The sequence below is a fragment of the Streptomyces sp. 63XJN7_1_ISO-PGPR-S23-121 genome, from assembly GCF_056173025.1.
Genome location: NZ_CM149653.1, coordinates 3,026,284 through 3,041,552 on the forward strand (window position 1 = coordinate 3,026,284; position 15,269 = coordinate 3,041,552).

Below are 15,269 nucleotides of genomic sequence, written 5' to 3' on the forward strand. Positions count from 1 at the left end.
TCGATGTCGGGACGGGTAAACCATTCATCCGACGTATAGTCGTCACCTGGGGTATGAGGAGGTCACAGTGCCAGTCACCGACGAGGCGATCGAGAAGATCAAGGCGATGATCGTCGACGGCGAGCTGCGCCCGGGGGAGCGGCTGCCCAAGGAGTCCGACCTGGCCGGGCGGCTGGGGTTGTCGCGCAACTCCCTGCGCGAGGCGGTCAAGGCCCTCTCGCTGATCCGGGTGCTCGACGTGCGGCAGGGCGACGGGACGTACGTCACCAGCCTGGAGCCCGGCCTGCTGCTGGACGCGCTCGGCTTCGTCGTCGACTTCCACCACGACGACACGGTGCTGGACTTCCTCGAGGTCCGCAGGATCCTGGAGCCGGCCGCAGCGGCGATGGCCGCGGCGGCCATGCCGGACGAGGACGTCGCCGCGCTGGAGAAGGTGCTGGACCGCCTTCCGCGGGAGGCGTCGCTGGAGGAACTGATCGCCAACGACCTGGAATTCCACCGTCTGATCGCCTCCGGTTCCGGCAATCCGGTGCTCTGCTCGCTGATCGACGGGCTCTCCGGTCCGACCACACGGGCGCGGATCTGGCGCGGGCTGACCGAGGAGGGTGCGGTGGAGCGCACCCGCGACCAGCACCGGGCGATCCACGAGGCCGTCGCCGACCGGAACCCTGAGCTGGCCCGGTCGTGGATGACGGTGCACGTGGCGGGTGTCGAGCAGTGGCTGCGCGGCACCCTCGGGGGGGACGAGCCCGCGCTCTGAGGGCCCGTCGGCGGAAGCGGTCCTCAGGCGGTGCCGAGCGGGACTTCGACCGCCACGACGTGCGGGTCGGGTCCGGCCGGCACGTCCAGGGTGATGTCGTGCCCGTTCCCGGTGACGCGCAGGGTGCTGGGGACGGCGGCCCCGTCCGGGTACAGGCCGATCGCGTGCACCGTCCCCGGATCACCGCCCGGGGAGGTGAGATGCCATTCCAGGCTGCCGTCCGCCGTGAGGCCGGGGTCGGCGGGCCGGGACCCGTGGACCGCGTGCCCGATGGTGCCGAGGATCGCGCCGAGCTCGCGCATGCGCTCGGCGACATGACGGGAGACGCGTCCGGTGGCGTCGGGGCCGACGCCGATCAGGTAGTTGCCGCCGCGGGCGACGATCCGCACCAGATCGGCGGCGATCTCCCCGATCGGCTTGGCCGGATCGTCGGGAGTCTCCGAGCACCAGCTCCGGGTCATGGTGATGCAGGACTCCCACGGGTGGTCGAGCCGGGTGTCCGGCAGCTCCTGCTCGGGGGTGCGGTAGTTCTCGTTGGGTCCGTGGACCTCGCGGTCGACGACCAGGATGTCCGGCTGCAGCGCGCGGGCGCGTTCGGCGATCGTGTCGATCCCGATCGGCTCCTCGGGCTCACGGACCCAGCCGGCGTCCAGCCACAGCACGTTGAGGCGTCCGTAGCGGGTGAGGAGTTCCTCGATCTGGCGGTGGGTGAAGTCGACGAACGAGCGCCACTTCTCCGGCTTCTCGGCGATGTCGTAGTTGTGGTACCTGTCGCGGATCGGACGCGCCCGGTCCCAGTAACCGGGGTGGTTCCAGTCGGCCTTGGAGAAGTAGACGCCGGTCTCCAGGCCTTCCGCACGGAACGCGTCGAACGTCTCGGCGACGATGTCGCGGCGCAGACCGCAGTCCTCCGCCGTGGACTTGAAGTTCGAGTAGTCCGTGTCGTACAGGGCGAAGCCGTCGTGGTGCTTCGAGGTGAGGACCAGGTAGCGCAGGCCGGCCCCGGCGCACATCCGCGCCCACTCGGCGGGGTCGTAGTCCTCGCCGCGGAAGGTCCGCCCCTGTCCCGCGTACCAGGTGTGGTACTCCGCGTCGGTGCCCGACCAGCCGGCGGGCGGATCGGTGAAGTCGCCCAGCCGCTCACGGTGCAGGGACCACGACTCGCCCTGCCCGATCGCGCTGTAGATGCCCCAGTGGATGATCACGCCGACCTTGAGGTCGCGCCAGTGCTCCAGCGCCGCGCGGGTGCGGGGGTCGGCCGGCCACTGGTACCCCGGGTCGGGAACGGCGGTGGGCGCACCGGCGGCCGTCAGGGTGCCCGCGGCGAAGCCGTGCTGTTCGCCGTGTCCGGCGGCCTGCTCTGTCATCAGGACTTCCTTCCTCCTCTATGCCCGGAAGCAGTATTTCGGGTGCCGACCTGGGGCGAAACGCCGCCGGTGGCCCTACAGCCCGTAGACGCGGACCGCGTTGCCGCCGAACACCGCGTCCTTCTCCGTGGGGGACAGTCCCGCCGTGAGCGCGTCCGCGATCCCGACGACCGTCGTGTAGTCCGCCCGCAGGGTGCAGACCGGCCAGTCGGACCCGAACAGCAGCCGCCGCGGACCGAACGCGTCCAGAGCGGTCCGCGCGTACGGTTCGAGGTCCTCGGTGCGCCACGCGCCGGGGGCGGTCTCGGTGACCAGGCCGGAGAGCTTGGCCACGGTGTTGGGCAGGGCGGCCAGGCGGCGCAGGTCCGAGGCCCAGGGTTCCAGCGCGCCCGTGGCGATCGGGGGCTTGCCGAGATGGTCGAGGACGAAGGTCAGTCCGGTGAGCAGGGCCGCGGCCTCCACCGCGGCGGCCAGTTGGTGGGGCCTGACGACGAGGTCGTGGACCAGCCCGGCCGCGGCGACGGCGGTGAGCCCGCGCTGGACGTCCGGGCGCAGCAGCCAGCGCGGGTCCGGCTCCTCCTGCACCTGGTGGCGGATGCCGACCAGCCGGTCGCCGCCGGGCAGTTCGCGCAGTGCGGCGATCGCGTCGGCGACGTCCGGCGCGGTGAGGTCGGCCCATCCGACGACCCCCGCGACCAGCCCGTCCCCGGCGGCGAGCGCCAGCAGCTCGGGCGTCTCCTCGGGCACGCACACGGTCTGCACGACGACCGTGCCGGACACGCCCGCCGCCCGCGCCTCGGCGGCGAGGTCGGCGGCCGAGAAGGACCGGGCGAGCGGGGCGAGGGCTTCGCCCGTGATCCACGGCTGCGGCCGGGCCGCGAGGTCCCAGACGTGATGGTGCGCGTCGATGATCCGCCGGCCGGTCACAGCTCCCACACCACCGGGAGTCCCGCCCCGGCGCCGTCCTCGGAGAAGTCGTGGACGACGTCGAGGAGGTCGGCCATCCGCGCCTGCCAGGCCACGTTGACCGGGAGGTGTTCCAGCTCCGCGAGCAACCGGGCGTAGTCCTCGCACTCCAGCAGGTGGAACAGCTCGCGGCCGCTGCGCCAGATGGTCCACGAGGTGACGCCCGCGGCCCGGATGGCGGCGGTGAGTTCGGCCGGCACCTCGCGGTGGGCGGCCTCGTACCGCGCGACGCGGTCCTCGCGTACGCGGGTGTGCAGGGCGATCCTCATGGCCGCTCCGGGTGGATGGGGTCGACGGCGTCCGGGGTCCGCGGTCCGTCGAGTGGCCGGTCGGGGTCGCGCGGGGGCAGCCGGGGGGTGGGTACGTCGGCGGGGAGCAGTCCGCGTTCCTTGAGGTCCGACCACAGCGCGTCCGGGACCGGGTGGCCGAGCAGGGTGGCCGCGTCCCGGACCTCCGCCGCGCTGCGGGCTCCGGTGAGGACGCTCGTGACGGCGGGGGACCCGAACGGGAAGTGCAGGGCGGCGGCGCGCAGCGGCACCCCGTGCCGCTCGCAGACCGTCTGCAGCTCCAGGGCCCGGGACAGCGCGTCGAGGCGCGCCGGTGCGTAGTCGAAGGTGGCCCCGGGGCGCGGGTCGGCGAGCAGGCCGGAGTTGAAGACGCCTCCGACCACGACACCGACGCCCCGCTCGGCGGCGAGCGGCAGCAGCTCGACGAGCCCGGACTGGTCCAGGAGCGTGTAACGGCCCGCCAGCAGGACGGCGTCGACGTCGGTCTCGCGGACGAAACGGGCCAGCGGACCGGCGTGGTTCATGCCGGCGCCGATCGCCCCGACCACCCCTTCGTCGCGCATCCGCTCCAGTTCCGGATACGCCTGCTCCAGTGCCTGCTCGAGGTGGTCGTCGGGGTCGTGGAGGTAGGCGATGTCGATCCGGTCCAGACCGAGCCGCTCCAGGCTCTCCTCGATCGACCGGCGCACACCCCGGGCGCTGAAGTCCCAGCGCCTGTGGTGGGTGGCGGGAACGGCGAAGCCGTGGGCGAGGTCGTCGCCCACGGCCGACGGGTCCGGCTCCAGGATGCGGCCGACCTTGGTGGACACGGCGAACTCGTGGCGCGGCCGCGTGCGCAGGGCGGCGCCCAGGCGGCGCTCGGACAGGCCGAGACCGTAGTGCGGGGCGGTGTCGAAGTACCGGACGCCCGCCTCCCAGGCGGTGTCGACGGTCCGTGCGGCCTCGTCGTCGGTGACGGGGGTGAACAGGTTGCCGATGCCCGCCGCGCCGAAGGCCAGCGTGCCGACCCGTACGGCGCTCCGCCCGGGCCGGTGCGGACGCGGTGTCACGACCGCGGCTCCGGTCGCAGCCGCAGTCCGGCCATGCCGCCGTCGACCGCGAGGGCGGTGCCGGTGGTGCTGCCGGCGGCGGGGGAGGCGAGGTGGACGATGGCGTGGGCCACCTCCTGCGCGGTCACCAGGCGCCCGGTGGGCTGGCGGCCGTCGAGCGCGGCGCGTTCGGCGGCCGGGTCGGCTGCGGCGTCGAGCAGGCGGCCGACCCAGGGGGTGTCGACGGTGCCGGGGCTGACGCAGTTGACCCGGATGCCCTCGCGGACGTGGTCGGCGGCCATGGCCAGGGTGAGGGACAGGACCGCCCCCTTGCTGGCCGAGTACAGGGCGCGCTGCGGCAGTCCCGCGGTGGCGGCGACAGAACAGGTGTTGACGACGGAGGCGACGGAGGAACGGCGCAGGTAGGGCAGGGCGGCCCGGGTGGTGCGGACGATGCCGAGGACGTTGACGTCCAGCACGCGGTGCCACTCCTCGTCCGCGTTGTCCTCCACGGTCCCGGCAGCGCCGATACCGGCGTTGTTGACCAGGATGTCGATCCCGCCGAGTGCTTCGGCGGCCTCCTCGACGGCGGCGCGGACGGCGCGGTCGTCGGTGACGTCGGCCGTGAAACCGCGCAGGGGAGCGGGCACGCCGCCCGGATCGCGGTCCAGGACGGCGACGTCCGCGCCGTGCTCGGCGAGCAGCCGCGCGGTGGCGAGGCCGATGCCGGAGGCGCCGCCGGTGACGACGGCGGTGAGTGAGGCGAGAGCGGTCGTCATGCGGGGACCTCCGTGTCCTGACCGGGTGCGTCGGCGGCCGCGGTACCGGTGCCCGCCGTGGCGGCCCGCGTCGCGTCGGCGACCCAGAACGAGCCGTGCGGATAGGTGTACGTGTCGATACTCGCCTGCTTCATGGCGGCCGAGAAGCCGGGCGCGGCGGGGGGCCGGTAGTGACCGTCGGCGATCACCACCGGGTCGAGGAAGTGCTGATGGAGGTGGTCGACGTACTCGATGACGCGGTTCTCGGTGGTGCCGGTGAGGGCCACGTAGTCGAACATGGAGAAGTGCTGAACGAGTTCGCACAGACCGACGCCGCCGGCGTGCGGGCAGACCGGCACGCCGAACTTCGCGGCGAGCAGCAGGACGGCGAGGTTCTCGTTGACGCCGGCCACGCGTGCGGAGTCGAGCTGGAGGACGTCGACGGCGCCCGCTTGGAGGAGCTGCTTGAAGACGATGCGGTTCTGCACGTGCTCACCGGTGGCGACCTTGACGGGGTGCACGCCGCGCCGGATGGCGGCGTGGCCGAGGATGTCGTCGGGGCTGGTGGGTTCCTCGATCCAGTACGGGTCGAACTCCGCGAGCGCCCGGGTCCACGCGACGGCCTCGTCGACGCCCCAGCGCTGGTTGGCGTCGATGGCCATGCGGAAGCCGGGGCCCACGGCCTCGCGGGCCGCGCGGCAGCGGCGGATGTCGTCGTCGAGGTCGGCGCCGACCTTGAGCTTGATCTGGGTGAATCCCTCGGCGACGGCCTGCTCGGCGAGGCGGGTGAGCTTCTCGTCGGAGTAGCCGAGCCAGCCCGGGGAGGTGGTGTAGGCGGGGTAGCCGCCGCGCAGCAGCTCGGCGGTCCGGTCGCCGGCGCCCTGCCTGCCTCTGCGCAGGAGCTCCAGGGCCTCGTCGGGAGTCAGGGCGTCGGTGAGGTAGCGGAAGTCGACCTGGGAGACCAGCCACGCGGGGTCGGCGTCGGCGAGCAACCGCCACAGCGGCTTGCCCTCACGCTTGGCCGCCAGGTCCCAGACGGCGTTGACGACGGCGCCGATGGCCATGTGCATCACGCCCTTCTCCGGCCCCAGCCAGCGCAGCTGACTGTCGCCGATCAGGTCGCGGTAGAGCGTGCCGGGGTCGGCGCACAGTTCGGCGACGGACCGTCCGACGACGTGCTCGCGCAGCGCGTCGATGGCCGCGACCTGGACGTCGTTGCCGCGGCCGATGGTGAAGGTGAAGCCGTGGCCCTCGTGGCCGCCCTCCGCGGTACGCAGGACGACGTAGGCGGCGGAGTAGTCGGGGTCGGGATTCATCGCGTCGGACCCGTCCAGTTCCCGTGAGGTCGGGAAGCGGATGTCGTAGGTGTCGACGGCGGCGATCCGCGCGGCGGTTGCGGACAACTCGGTGCCTTTCACGCGTTGATGAGCTGCTGGTGCTGGGTGCCGAGTCCGTCGATGGACAGTTCGACGGCGTCTCCCGCGCGCAGATAGGGGGTGCCGGGCAGGCCGAGGGCCACGCCGGCCGGGGTGCCGGTGTTGATGACGTCGCCGGGGCGCAGCACCATGTCGGTCTTCACCGAGCCGCGGGGGATGCGCACCGGGTCGTGGGGGCCCACGACGGTGGACGGGTCCTTCATGAAGACCACCGGCCGCTCGGGGACGGCCGCGCCGGTCTCCTCGGCGTGGTCACGGTAGTTGAGACCGACGCACACGACCTTGCCGGGGCGGGCGACGGGAGCGCCGATCCGCCGGCCGGCCGTGTCGAGGCGCGGCAGCGATCCCCCGGCCAGTTCCTCCCTGACCCGGTCCACGCCGCCGGAGGCGAGGAACGTGCCGTCGATGTCGGCGGTGACACCCGTCAGCGAGAAGGCGACGCCGTCCTCGCCGAGGACCGCCGGCGTCTCCCGCCCCGGGTCCCCGACTCGCAACAGCCTCATGTTCGTCTCCTGTCGTCGCTTGTGGAGGCCGAGGCCCTCCGTCGATCAATACATCGGATGAATCTCCGGGGGTGACCATACGAGTGACCGACGACCATCCGCAAGGAGACCTCCGACCTTTTCGGTCTCATCTGATGGCCATTTGCGGTGGTCTAGTGAGGTATGCGCTCCCCGGTCGTCCTCCTCGACACGTCGACGCAGTCTGGACGTGACGATTGAGATTCGTCCGACGCCTCCTCTTGTCAGCCCAAGTTTCCGACTCGTAAGGTCCTCGATGCCGCAAGCCATCCGATGACTTCGGGGGCGCGCTTCGTGACAGGTCCTCGGCAGTCGTCGGCGGGGGAGCGCGCCACCCCGTACGCCGGTCCGCCGACCCGGCTCCCACTCACCTCGGCCGAGGCACCGGCCGTCCCACCCAAGGAGATCAGCACGATGAAGCCTCGCTCCTCGTCGCCGTCTGGCTGGTCCTGCCCGACGAGGGTTCCCGCTTCCTCGGCCTCGGGCTGTTCCCCGGTTGGGCGGCCATCCCGTTGTGCCTGCTGGTCGGCGCGCTGATCGGCGTGATCAACGGCTTCCTCATCCTCAAGCTGCGACTGAACGGCTTCATCGTCACCCTGGGCATGCTCACCCTGCTGCGCGGACTCCAGGTCGCCATCTCCGATGGCCAGTCGATCGTCGACCTGCCCGGTTCCTTCACCTACCTCGGCCGCGCCTCCTGGCTCGGGGCGCCCGCCGGGATCTGGATCTGCGCGCTGCTCTTCCTGACCGGCGGCAGCGCGCTCGCCTGGCTGCGCCACGGCCGCGCCCTCTACGCGATCGGCGGCAACGCCGAGGCGGCCCGGGCGGCGGGCATCCGGGTCGACCGGATCGTGTGGTACTGATCGTCGGCAGCCTGCTCGCCGCCTTCGCCGGCATCCTCTACACCGACCACTACGGCTCCCATCTCCGCGGACCAGGGCAACGGCTGGATCTTCCAGGTCTTCGCCGCCACCGTCATCGGCGGTGTCAGCCTCAACGGTGGCCGCGGCACCCTGTTCGGCGCCCTCACCGGTGTGCTGACCCTCCAGCTCGTGGTCAACGTCATGACCCTGGCCGGCGTACCGCCGCTGTGGAACCAGTTCCTCAACGGCGCGATCATCATCGTCGCGCTGATCATCTCCCGCTTCGCCTCCGGCGAGAAGAAGGAGTAGCGAGGGCGCAGCTGCTCGTCGTCCCGAGACGGACCACGGGGCGGGGATGCCCGAACGCGGCACATTCGCTCCGACACGTCCCCCGCCCCAGCGCGCCGATGAGCCGGTCACGGCCGTAATCTGCGGCGCATGAGCGACGACGCCACCCGTGCAACCCCCGCCACCCCACGCGAAGCCCTCGACCTGCTCCTGGCCGGCAACCAGCGCTTCACCGCAGGCACGCCCCGGCACCCCAACCAGGACGCCGGCCGCCGCGCCGACACGGCGTCCGCGCAGCACCCGTACGCCGTACTGCTCGGATGCTCCGACTCCCGCCTGGCCGCCGAGATCATCTTCGACCAGGGACTGGGAGACCTGTTCGTCGTACGGACCGCGGGGCACACCGCCGGGCCGGAGATCCTCGGCAGCATCGAGTACGGCGTGAGCGTGCTGAGCTGTCCACTGGTCGTGGTCCTCGGTCACGACGCCTGCGGTGCCGTCGCGGCCACCCGCACGGCCGTGGAGAACGGCGCGACCACCCGCGGATACGTGCGCGACGTGATCGAACGGGTGACCCCCAGCGTGCTGGCGGCTCAGGCCGCAGGCGTGGCGGAGGACGACGGCTTCATCGCCACGCACGTCCGCAACACCGTCGACCTCATCATGGACCGCTCCCGGGAACTGACCGAACAGGTGGCCGCCGGGCGCACGGCGATCGTCGGCCTGACCTACCGCCTGGCCGAGGGCAGCGTGCGGCCGGTCAGCTCCCACGGCGTGGAACTGCCACCGGCCCCGCCCACGGGCCCCGGCACCACCTCGGCACCGAACAGCCGATGACCCAGCCGGCTCCGTGCGCCGGACGAGCCGTCAGGGGGTGCGGAAACCCCGGAAGGTCACCTTCCGGCGGGTCGTGAAGCCGAGGCGCTCGTACAGCGCGATCGCGCCGGTGTCGGTCTCGGCCACGTGCAGGAAAGGACGCTCGCCGCGCGCCACGATGCGGGCGGCGAGCGCGGCGACCAGACGGGCGGCGTGTCCTCACCCCCGTGCCTCGGGCGCGGTGCAGACGGCACTGATCTCGGTCCAGCCCGGGGGACGGAGGCGCTCCCCGGCCATCGCCACCAGGGCGCCGTCGACCCGGACGCCCAGGTAGGTGCCGAGTTCGCGGGTGCGCGGCCAGAAGGGTCCCGGCTCGGTCCGCGCGACGAGACCGAGCATCTCGGGCACGCTGTCCGCGCCCAGTTCGACGACGCCGTCCTCGGCCGGAGCGGGGTCGGGCACGCCGCCGGGCCGGACCATCTGACGGCCCTCGAGGCGGAACACCGGCTTCCAGTGGGGCGGCGGGAGGGCCGGACAGCTGAACAGGTCGGCGAAGGCCCCCGGTCCGAGCAGCCGGGCCAGGTCGGCCCAGTCCTGCGCGTCGGGGTCGGTGGACACGGCGGAGAAGGTCGCCACGTCCGTGACATGGGCGGCGGCCCGGCCGAGCCGCCGGGCAAGGTGCGCGTGCCGGCCACTCAGCGACCGGCCCACCGGGTCGTCGAGTACGGCGTCGTCGTCTTTCGTCATCCTGCTCAGTTCCCTCACCCGGTGGGCGCGCGAGCCGGCCGGCCCGGGACGCGGGCCCCGAGGGACGTCGCGCTCGGCACCCGCGATCACCTCGCCGGACGGGGCACCGTCACGCGCGCACCCCACCCCACTGTCGGGCGAGGTTACCTAGCCGGTGGTGCGGAGCCCGCCCGGCAGTCCTGCCGGCCAGGTGCGGCGGGCCGGTGACGTGGCGCGGCCTCGTGAAGCGCGGGGCCCGGACGGACCGGGCCCCGCACCGGAGGGGGCTCCCGCCCCCCCCCCCCGTACATCGCGCTCACGGCTTGTCGAGCACCGTCCCCGTCAGCACCGGCCCGTCGGGCAGCGGCTCGGCGTGGCGGTCGGTCAGCGCCACGCGCATCGACTCGGCCGGTTCGGCCACCTGGTCATGAAGGGTCGGCACGGCGAAGTCCACGCTGGTGCTCCCGGGAGGGATGTTCAGCCACACCCACAGGTTCGCGTCGGACAGCGGCCGCTCGGGGTCGGGCACGTCACCGGACCACTCCTGGAGCCACTGCGGGTCCACGTCCTTGGTGGACAGCCCGGCACCCTCGGTGACCGGAAGGACCCGCACCGGCTGCCAGATGTCCACCGCCGTGGGCGCGTCCACGGACAACCGCCAGGTCAGCGTCTCTCCCTCGGTCACGCGGTCCGCGACCGGTGACAGGGTGATCGCCGGTTCGGGGTCGTCGTTCTCGACGGTGAGCCCGCCCCGGTGCTTGCCGACGACGGCGCCCCGGACGGCCTTGACGGCGATGTCGTGCTCCACGTCGTCACCGTAGACCGTGTCGCCCTCCACCTCGACCGGCACGTCGATCGCGTCGCTGCCGGGCCGTACGGTCACGAGGCGGTTCTCGGACCGGCCGCTGTCCGGGTCGAGGACGTACACGCGGACCTGCCCGCTGCCGTGCCCGGAGATCTCGACCGGGATCCGGTAGGTGCGGGTGCCCGAGTCGCCCTCCTCGACGATCGTGCGGCCCACGTCGACACGCGGCAGTGCGGCCGCCTTCACCGCCGAAGTGCCGGGCGCCCAGCCCCAGGCGTCCATCAGCCAGACCTGCCCGGACCGCGAACGGGGCGTCAGGTCGAAGGACTTGACATGCCTGAGATCGAGCCCGGCCCGGGTCGCGGCCGACAACGGGACGCGCAGCTCCTGAGCCCAGTAGGAGGCCGTGTTCGCGGAGCCCGGGAGTCCGTCCGCCACGACCGAGCCCAGCGTCACCCGACGGTCGGAGGAGTCGGTGACGGACACGTCGAACTTCGTGCCGGTCGTGTTCGGCGGTACGAAGACCCGGAGGGCGAGCTTCTGGGAGTCGCGGAGGGAGAGCGGCTCGGCCGGAGTGATACGCGCGGCCGTGTCCGGCGCGGACCACTTCAGGTCCACCGCGCTGCGGCCGGTCTCCTGGGACGTCTCCCACCACGCGAAGTGCGGTGACGATCCTGGAGTCTCCGGGTCCAGACAGGCCACGTCCGGGTCGGGGGCGATCGCCGAACACAGCCGGGCACCGGTCACCTTCGCCCCGCCGTCGGGCAGGAAACCACCGTTGCGGCGGCCGCCGACGGCGTGGGTCAGCACCCGGGCCGGGTCCGCGGACGGGGCCCGCTCGCCGGAACCGTCGAGCAGCGGACGCACCCGGTCGTCCCCGGCGAGGAAGAGCCGGGCCGCGGCGGCGATGTACGTGGCACCCGCCCTGTGCTGCTGGACAGCGGTGAGCCGGGTGGCGGCACCCGGCGTGCACACCGGGTCCGGCTGCTCCGGGTCGGTCGAGAAGTCGTCCCTGGCCGGCGCGACGGCTTCGCCCGGGGTCCACTCGCTGTTGAAGTAGTTGTGGTTGGCGCCGACCATGTAGACCGCGCTGTGCAGTGCGGTGCCCCGGCTGATGCCGCGCGTCCCGTCGACGAAGTTCTCGCCCTGCAGGTCGGACACGTCGCCGTCACAGCCCGGCAGCAGCGTCACGGACGGCACGTCGGCGACCGGATTCTGGCCGAAGATCGTCGGTCCGATGAGCACGGTCCCGCGCACCTTCCAGCGCACCGGGCCCCGGTAGCCGTCCTCGGCGGCCGGCGGCGGGTAGAGGCTGTCCATGGCCGCCCGGTTGACGCCCTCGCCACCGCGCGAGTGGCCGACGAGCAGGACACGGGAGAGATCCGCCCCGGCCGCCTCGCGTACGACGGCCGGGGCGGAGGAGCGATGGGCGGTCCAGCCGGCCCAGCGGGCGAGGTGCTGCCGTACCAGTGAGGAACGGGCCTGTGCGCCGGCGTCCTCGGCCTGCCAGTCCTGGGCGTTGATGCCGTTCGCCGAGATCGACACCGTCACATAGCCCTGGGAGGCGAGCAGTTGCTGGTCGCGCAGGTAGCCCAGGTGGCTCGGTATCGGCTTGTAGCCGTCCGCACAGGGCCAGTCGCCGGTCACGTCGTCCTCGGAGCCCGGCTTGTAGCAGGTGTCGTGGCGGCCGTGCAGGAAAAGCGCGAGCGGCCGGCTGCCGGCGGGCCCCTTCGGCGCCACCACCTCGGCGGTCATCTCCACCGGGGTGTCGAACCCGGGCAGGCGCACCGGGTCGAGGTCGTACCCCCCGCTGACCGTGCGGTACGAGCCGGCCCTGCCCGGATCGACGCCGTTCGCCGGTGCCTGCGCGGGCCTCCGTGCCACGCGTGGGCCGGAGCTGTGCGTGCCGTCGGCCGCCGCGTCCAGCCGGCGTCCGGCGGCCGTCACTCGAAGCCCCGGTAACTGCTCGGGCCGCGTCTCGCCCAGGGCGAGCCGGAAGGTCCGGCCGTCCCTCGCCGGCCTCGGCACCCCGAGCAGCCGGTCCCCGGTACGGAACTCGACCCGCGCATCCCCCATGGGCACGGCCTTCGGCGCACGCCAGACCAGCTCACGCGCTCCGCCCGTCCCGTCGATCCGCCAACCCGGCGGAAGTGGGCCGTCACCCGTCGTGCTCAACAGTTTTGGCGCGTCCTCCTGTTGGGCCTGTGCCGGTCCGGACGAGCCCGCCAGGGCAGCCAGCACCGCCACGGCGCTCACGCATATTCGCCGGGCACCGATCAATGATCCACTCCTCAGATTCCCGTGCGCAGACGTCCCGTCGGTCCCGGGCGCCTCTCGCGTCACCTAGGACGGGGGAGGGGTGTCCGTGGGTTGTCCGTGAGGAGACGCCGATCGAGGCGAGCATGCGATCAAGCCAGTGCGGCTGATCGCTCCGGGAGTCGGTCCATCCGATCCATCCGATGCAGAGAAATCTTTGCATAGAAGTCTATGCACAGGATTCTTTGTCAACTAGCCTGGTAGCCATGGAACATCCCGAGCAGCCCGAGCAGTCCTCCCAGGTCCAGCTGAACGCTCGCAACCTGCGGGGCGTCGCACATCCGCTGCGCGTGCGGATCCTGACGATCCTGCGGACGGAGGGGCCGGCCACGGCCACCACGCTCGCCCGGCGGCTCGACCAGAACACCGGCGCCACCAGCTACCACCTGCGCCAGCTCGCCGAGTACGGCTTCATCGTCGAGGCACCGTCCCGCGGCGGCCGCCGTGAGCGCTGGTGGCAGGCGGCGCACGTCAACACGGTCGTCCCCGACGACTCGGTGCTGGCGGGCGGAGAGGGCCTCGGCATCGCCTACCTGCAGGCGCTCAGCAGGGTCTGGTCCGACGCGATGACGAACGCCGTCGAGGCGACCGCCTCGCTGCCGCCCGAGTGGCGCGAGGCCCAGGACTTCGGCGACTACGTGCTCACCCTCACCCCCGCCGAGGCCAAGGAGCTGTCGGCGGACCTCCACCGGCTGCTCCGCCGGCGCAACACCGCACCGCGGCCCGAGGGTTCACCACTGCCCGAGGGCGCGGCGCGGGTCGCCTTCCAGTTCCAGTTGTTCCCCACCAGTGCGGACCGGCACGTCTCCCACCCCCCGGACTCGGAGTGAGAAAGATGACCTCTCGGCACACGGCCGCCCAGCAGGCGGCGGACAGCGGTACACGCACGCCCTCCCCGGACGCCCCGGCCGACGGCCCCCGGGTCTTACGCGGACTGGTCGGCATGCTGTCGGCCTACGCGGCGGCCCTGTCGGCCAACCGGGTGCTGTCCATCGCCCTGCCCTGGTTCGTCCTGACGACGACCGGCAGCGTCGGCAAGACCGGTCTCGTCGCCTTCTGCCAGATCGTGCCGTACGTGGTGGCGCAGGCGCTGGCCGGGCCGATCATCGACCGGGTCGGCCCCAAGCGCATCAGCGTCGCCGGTGACGTGGCCTCCACCGTCGCGACGGCCACCGCCCCGTTGCTCTACTTCACGGGGAACCTGTCCTTCGGCCTGCTGCTGGCGCTGCTGGCCGTGGTCGGCGCGGCGGACGGCCCGGCCAACGGGGCCAAGGGGCTCTTCGTGCCGGCGGCGACCCGCGCGGCCCGGGTGCCGCTGGAGCGGGGGACCGGCCTGTCCGCGGCCGTCGAGCGGACCGCGACGACCATCGGACCGGCGGTCGCCGGCGTGGTCGTCGCCTCCTTCGGCAGCCTCTACGCCCTGTGGGTCACCGCCTGCCTGTTCGCCGTGTCGGCGCTGATCGTCTCCACGACCCTCACCGACCCGGTGCCCGAGCCGCACGAGACGCCGGTCGAGGAGGCCGAGGGCTATCTCTCGCGGCTGCGCCAGGGCGCCGTGTTCCTGCGCGACGCCAAGCTGCTGCGGTCCATCGTGGGCATGCTCGCCTTCACCAACATGCTCGACCAGGCGTTCATGGCCGTGCTGCTGCCGGTCTGGGCGAAGGAGACGGGCAACGGCGCGGAAGCCGTGGGCCTGGTGGTCAGCGTCTTCGCCGCGACGTCGATCGTCTCCGCGCTCGTGGCCGCGGGAGTGGGCGAGCGGCTGCCCCGGCGTGCCGTCTACCTGATCGGCTTCACCATCGGTGGAGTCCCGCGTTTCGTGGCCATGGCCACGGGCGCGCCGCTGTGGCTGGTGCTCGCGGTGCTGGCGCTGGGCGGCCTGGGATCGGGCTTCGTCAATCCGATCATCGGGGCCGTGACGTACGAGCTGATCCCCACCCCGCTGCTGGGGCGCGTCAAGACGCTGGCACAGGCCGTCACCTGGGCGGGCATCCCCTTCGGTGGGCTCCTGGGCGCGGGACTGGTGACGCTGGCCGGCACCTCGGGCGCGCTGTGGATCGTCGGCGGTCTCTACCTCGTCGCCATCGGCGTGCCGGCCCTGAACCGGGAGTGGACGCACATGCGCAAGCGGACGGTGCCCGACGCGAGCCCCGCCGGCACCCGGCACGAGAGCGGGAGCACGGCCGCCGCGGCCCCCGGCCCCGAAGCGGAGGTGGCCGAGGCGACCGTCTGAGCCGCGGTACGCGACCGGCGCCGGCCGGGCGGTCCACCGCCGGCCGGCTGCCCGCTTCGCGCGCCGACCCGCCGGGGCGCACGGGCGGGCGACCATTTC

General features: G+C 72.8%; 12 protein-coding genes and 2 pseudogenes. 5 read left to right on the forward strand and 9 right to left on the reverse strand.

Going from position 1 to position 15,269, the window contains the following annotated elements:
* The first annotated feature begins 67 nt into the window (after positions 1-67).
* Positions 68-760 (forward strand): FadR/GntR family transcriptional regulator, encoded by a 693-nt coding sequence (locus tag AC0VYN_RS13145; protein WP_475536132.1) that lies wholly within the window; start codon positions 68-70, stop codon positions 758-760.
* 23 nt (positions 761-783) lie between these two features.
* Here AC0VYN_RS13145 and AC0VYN_RS13150 read toward each other — a convergent pair whose 3' ends face one another.
* The 7 genes from AC0VYN_RS13150 to AC0VYN_RS13180 form a co-directional block, all read right to left on the reverse strand.
* Positions 784-2,127 (reverse strand): alpha-L-fucosidase, encoded by a 1,344-nt coding sequence (locus AC0VYN_RS13150; RefSeq protein WP_475536133.1) that lies wholly within the window; start codon positions 2,125-2,127, stop codon positions 784-786.
* A 75-nt stretch (positions 2,128-2,202) separates the two neighbouring features.
* Positions 2,203-3,054, reverse strand: coding sequence for an amidohydrolase family protein (locus AC0VYN_RS13155; protein WP_475536134.1), 852 nt, complete (start codon positions 3,052-3,054; stop codon positions 2,203-2,205).
* On the reverse strand, positions 3,051-3,362 hold the full coding sequence (locus tag AC0VYN_RS13160) for an L-rhamnose mutarotase (protein ID WP_475536135.1): 312 nt from the start codon (positions 3,360-3,362) through the stop codon (positions 3,051-3,053). Before AC0VYN_RS13160 ends, AC0VYN_RS13155 begins: the two co-directional genes overlap by 4 nt.
* Positions 3,359-4,429 (reverse strand): aldo/keto reductase, encoded by a 1,071-nt coding sequence (locus tag AC0VYN_RS13165; RefSeq protein WP_475536136.1) that lies wholly within the window; start codon positions 4,427-4,429, stop codon positions 3,359-3,361. The genes AC0VYN_RS13160 and AC0VYN_RS13165 overlap by 4 nt, the downstream gene beginning before the upstream one ends.
* Complete coding sequence (locus AC0VYN_RS13170) at positions 4,426-5,187, reverse strand: SDR family NAD(P)-dependent oxidoreductase (RefSeq protein ID WP_475536137.1); 762 nt, start codon at positions 5,185-5,187, stop codon at positions 4,426-4,428. The genes AC0VYN_RS13165 and AC0VYN_RS13170 overlap by 4 nt, the downstream gene beginning before the upstream one ends.
* Positions 5,184-6,569 (reverse strand): L-fuconate dehydratase, encoded by a 1,386-nt coding sequence (locus AC0VYN_RS13175; protein ID WP_475536138.1) that lies wholly within the window; start codon positions 6,567-6,569, stop codon positions 5,184-5,186. The genes AC0VYN_RS13170 and AC0VYN_RS13175 overlap by 4 nt, the downstream gene beginning before the upstream one ends.
* 11 nt (positions 6,570-6,580) lie before the next feature.
* A complete protein-coding gene (locus tag AC0VYN_RS13180) occupies positions 6,581-7,105 on the reverse strand; it encodes a fumarylacetoacetate hydrolase family protein (RefSeq protein WP_475536139.1) in 525 nt (174 codons plus the stop codon).
* A 503-nt stretch (positions 7,106-7,608) separates the two neighbouring features.
* Between AC0VYN_RS13180 and AC0VYN_RS13185 the strand changes: the two are divergent.
* Both AC0VYN_RS13185 and AC0VYN_RS13190 read left to right on the forward strand, forming a co-directional pair.
* Positions 7,609-8,295, forward strand: a pseudogene (locus AC0VYN_RS13185) (ABC transporter permease).
* A 129-nt stretch (positions 8,296-8,424) separates the two neighbouring features.
* On the forward strand, positions 8,425-9,111 hold the full coding sequence (locus AC0VYN_RS13190) for a carbonic anhydrase (RefSeq protein ID WP_475536140.1): 687 nt from the start codon (positions 8,425-8,427) through the stop codon (positions 9,109-9,111).
* Positions 9,112-9,141: 30 nt separating this feature from the next.
* Here the strand turns inward: AC0VYN_RS13190 and AC0VYN_RS13195 are convergent.
* Both AC0VYN_RS13195 and AC0VYN_RS13200 read right to left on the reverse strand, forming a co-directional pair.
* Positions 9,142-9,837: pseudogene (locus tag AC0VYN_RS13195) on the reverse strand (GNAT family N-acetyltransferase).
* Positions 9,838-10,132: 295 nt separating this feature from the next.
* Positions 10,133-12,877 carry an alpha/beta hydrolase gene (locus AC0VYN_RS13200; protein WP_475536876.1) on the reverse strand — a complete coding sequence of 915 codons (2,745 nt, stop codon included), beginning with the start codon at positions 12,875-12,877 and terminating at the stop codon, positions 10,133-10,135.
* Between the two features lie 266 nt (positions 12,878-13,143).
* On the opposite strand from AC0VYN_RS13200, the gene AC0VYN_RS13205 reads away from it, so the two are divergent.
* The gene (locus tag AC0VYN_RS13205; RefSeq protein ID WP_475536141.1) at positions 13,144-13,767 is read left to right on the forward strand and encodes a helix-turn-helix domain-containing protein; all 624 of its coding nucleotides are present in this window, start codon (positions 13,144-13,146) and stop codon (positions 13,765-13,767) included.
* 5 nt (positions 13,768-13,772) lie between these two features.
* A complete protein-coding gene (locus AC0VYN_RS13210; protein ID WP_475536142.1) occupies positions 13,773-15,170 on the forward strand; it encodes an MFS transporter in 1,398 nt (465 codons plus the stop codon).
* Positions 15,171-15,269 lie beyond the last annotated feature (99 nt).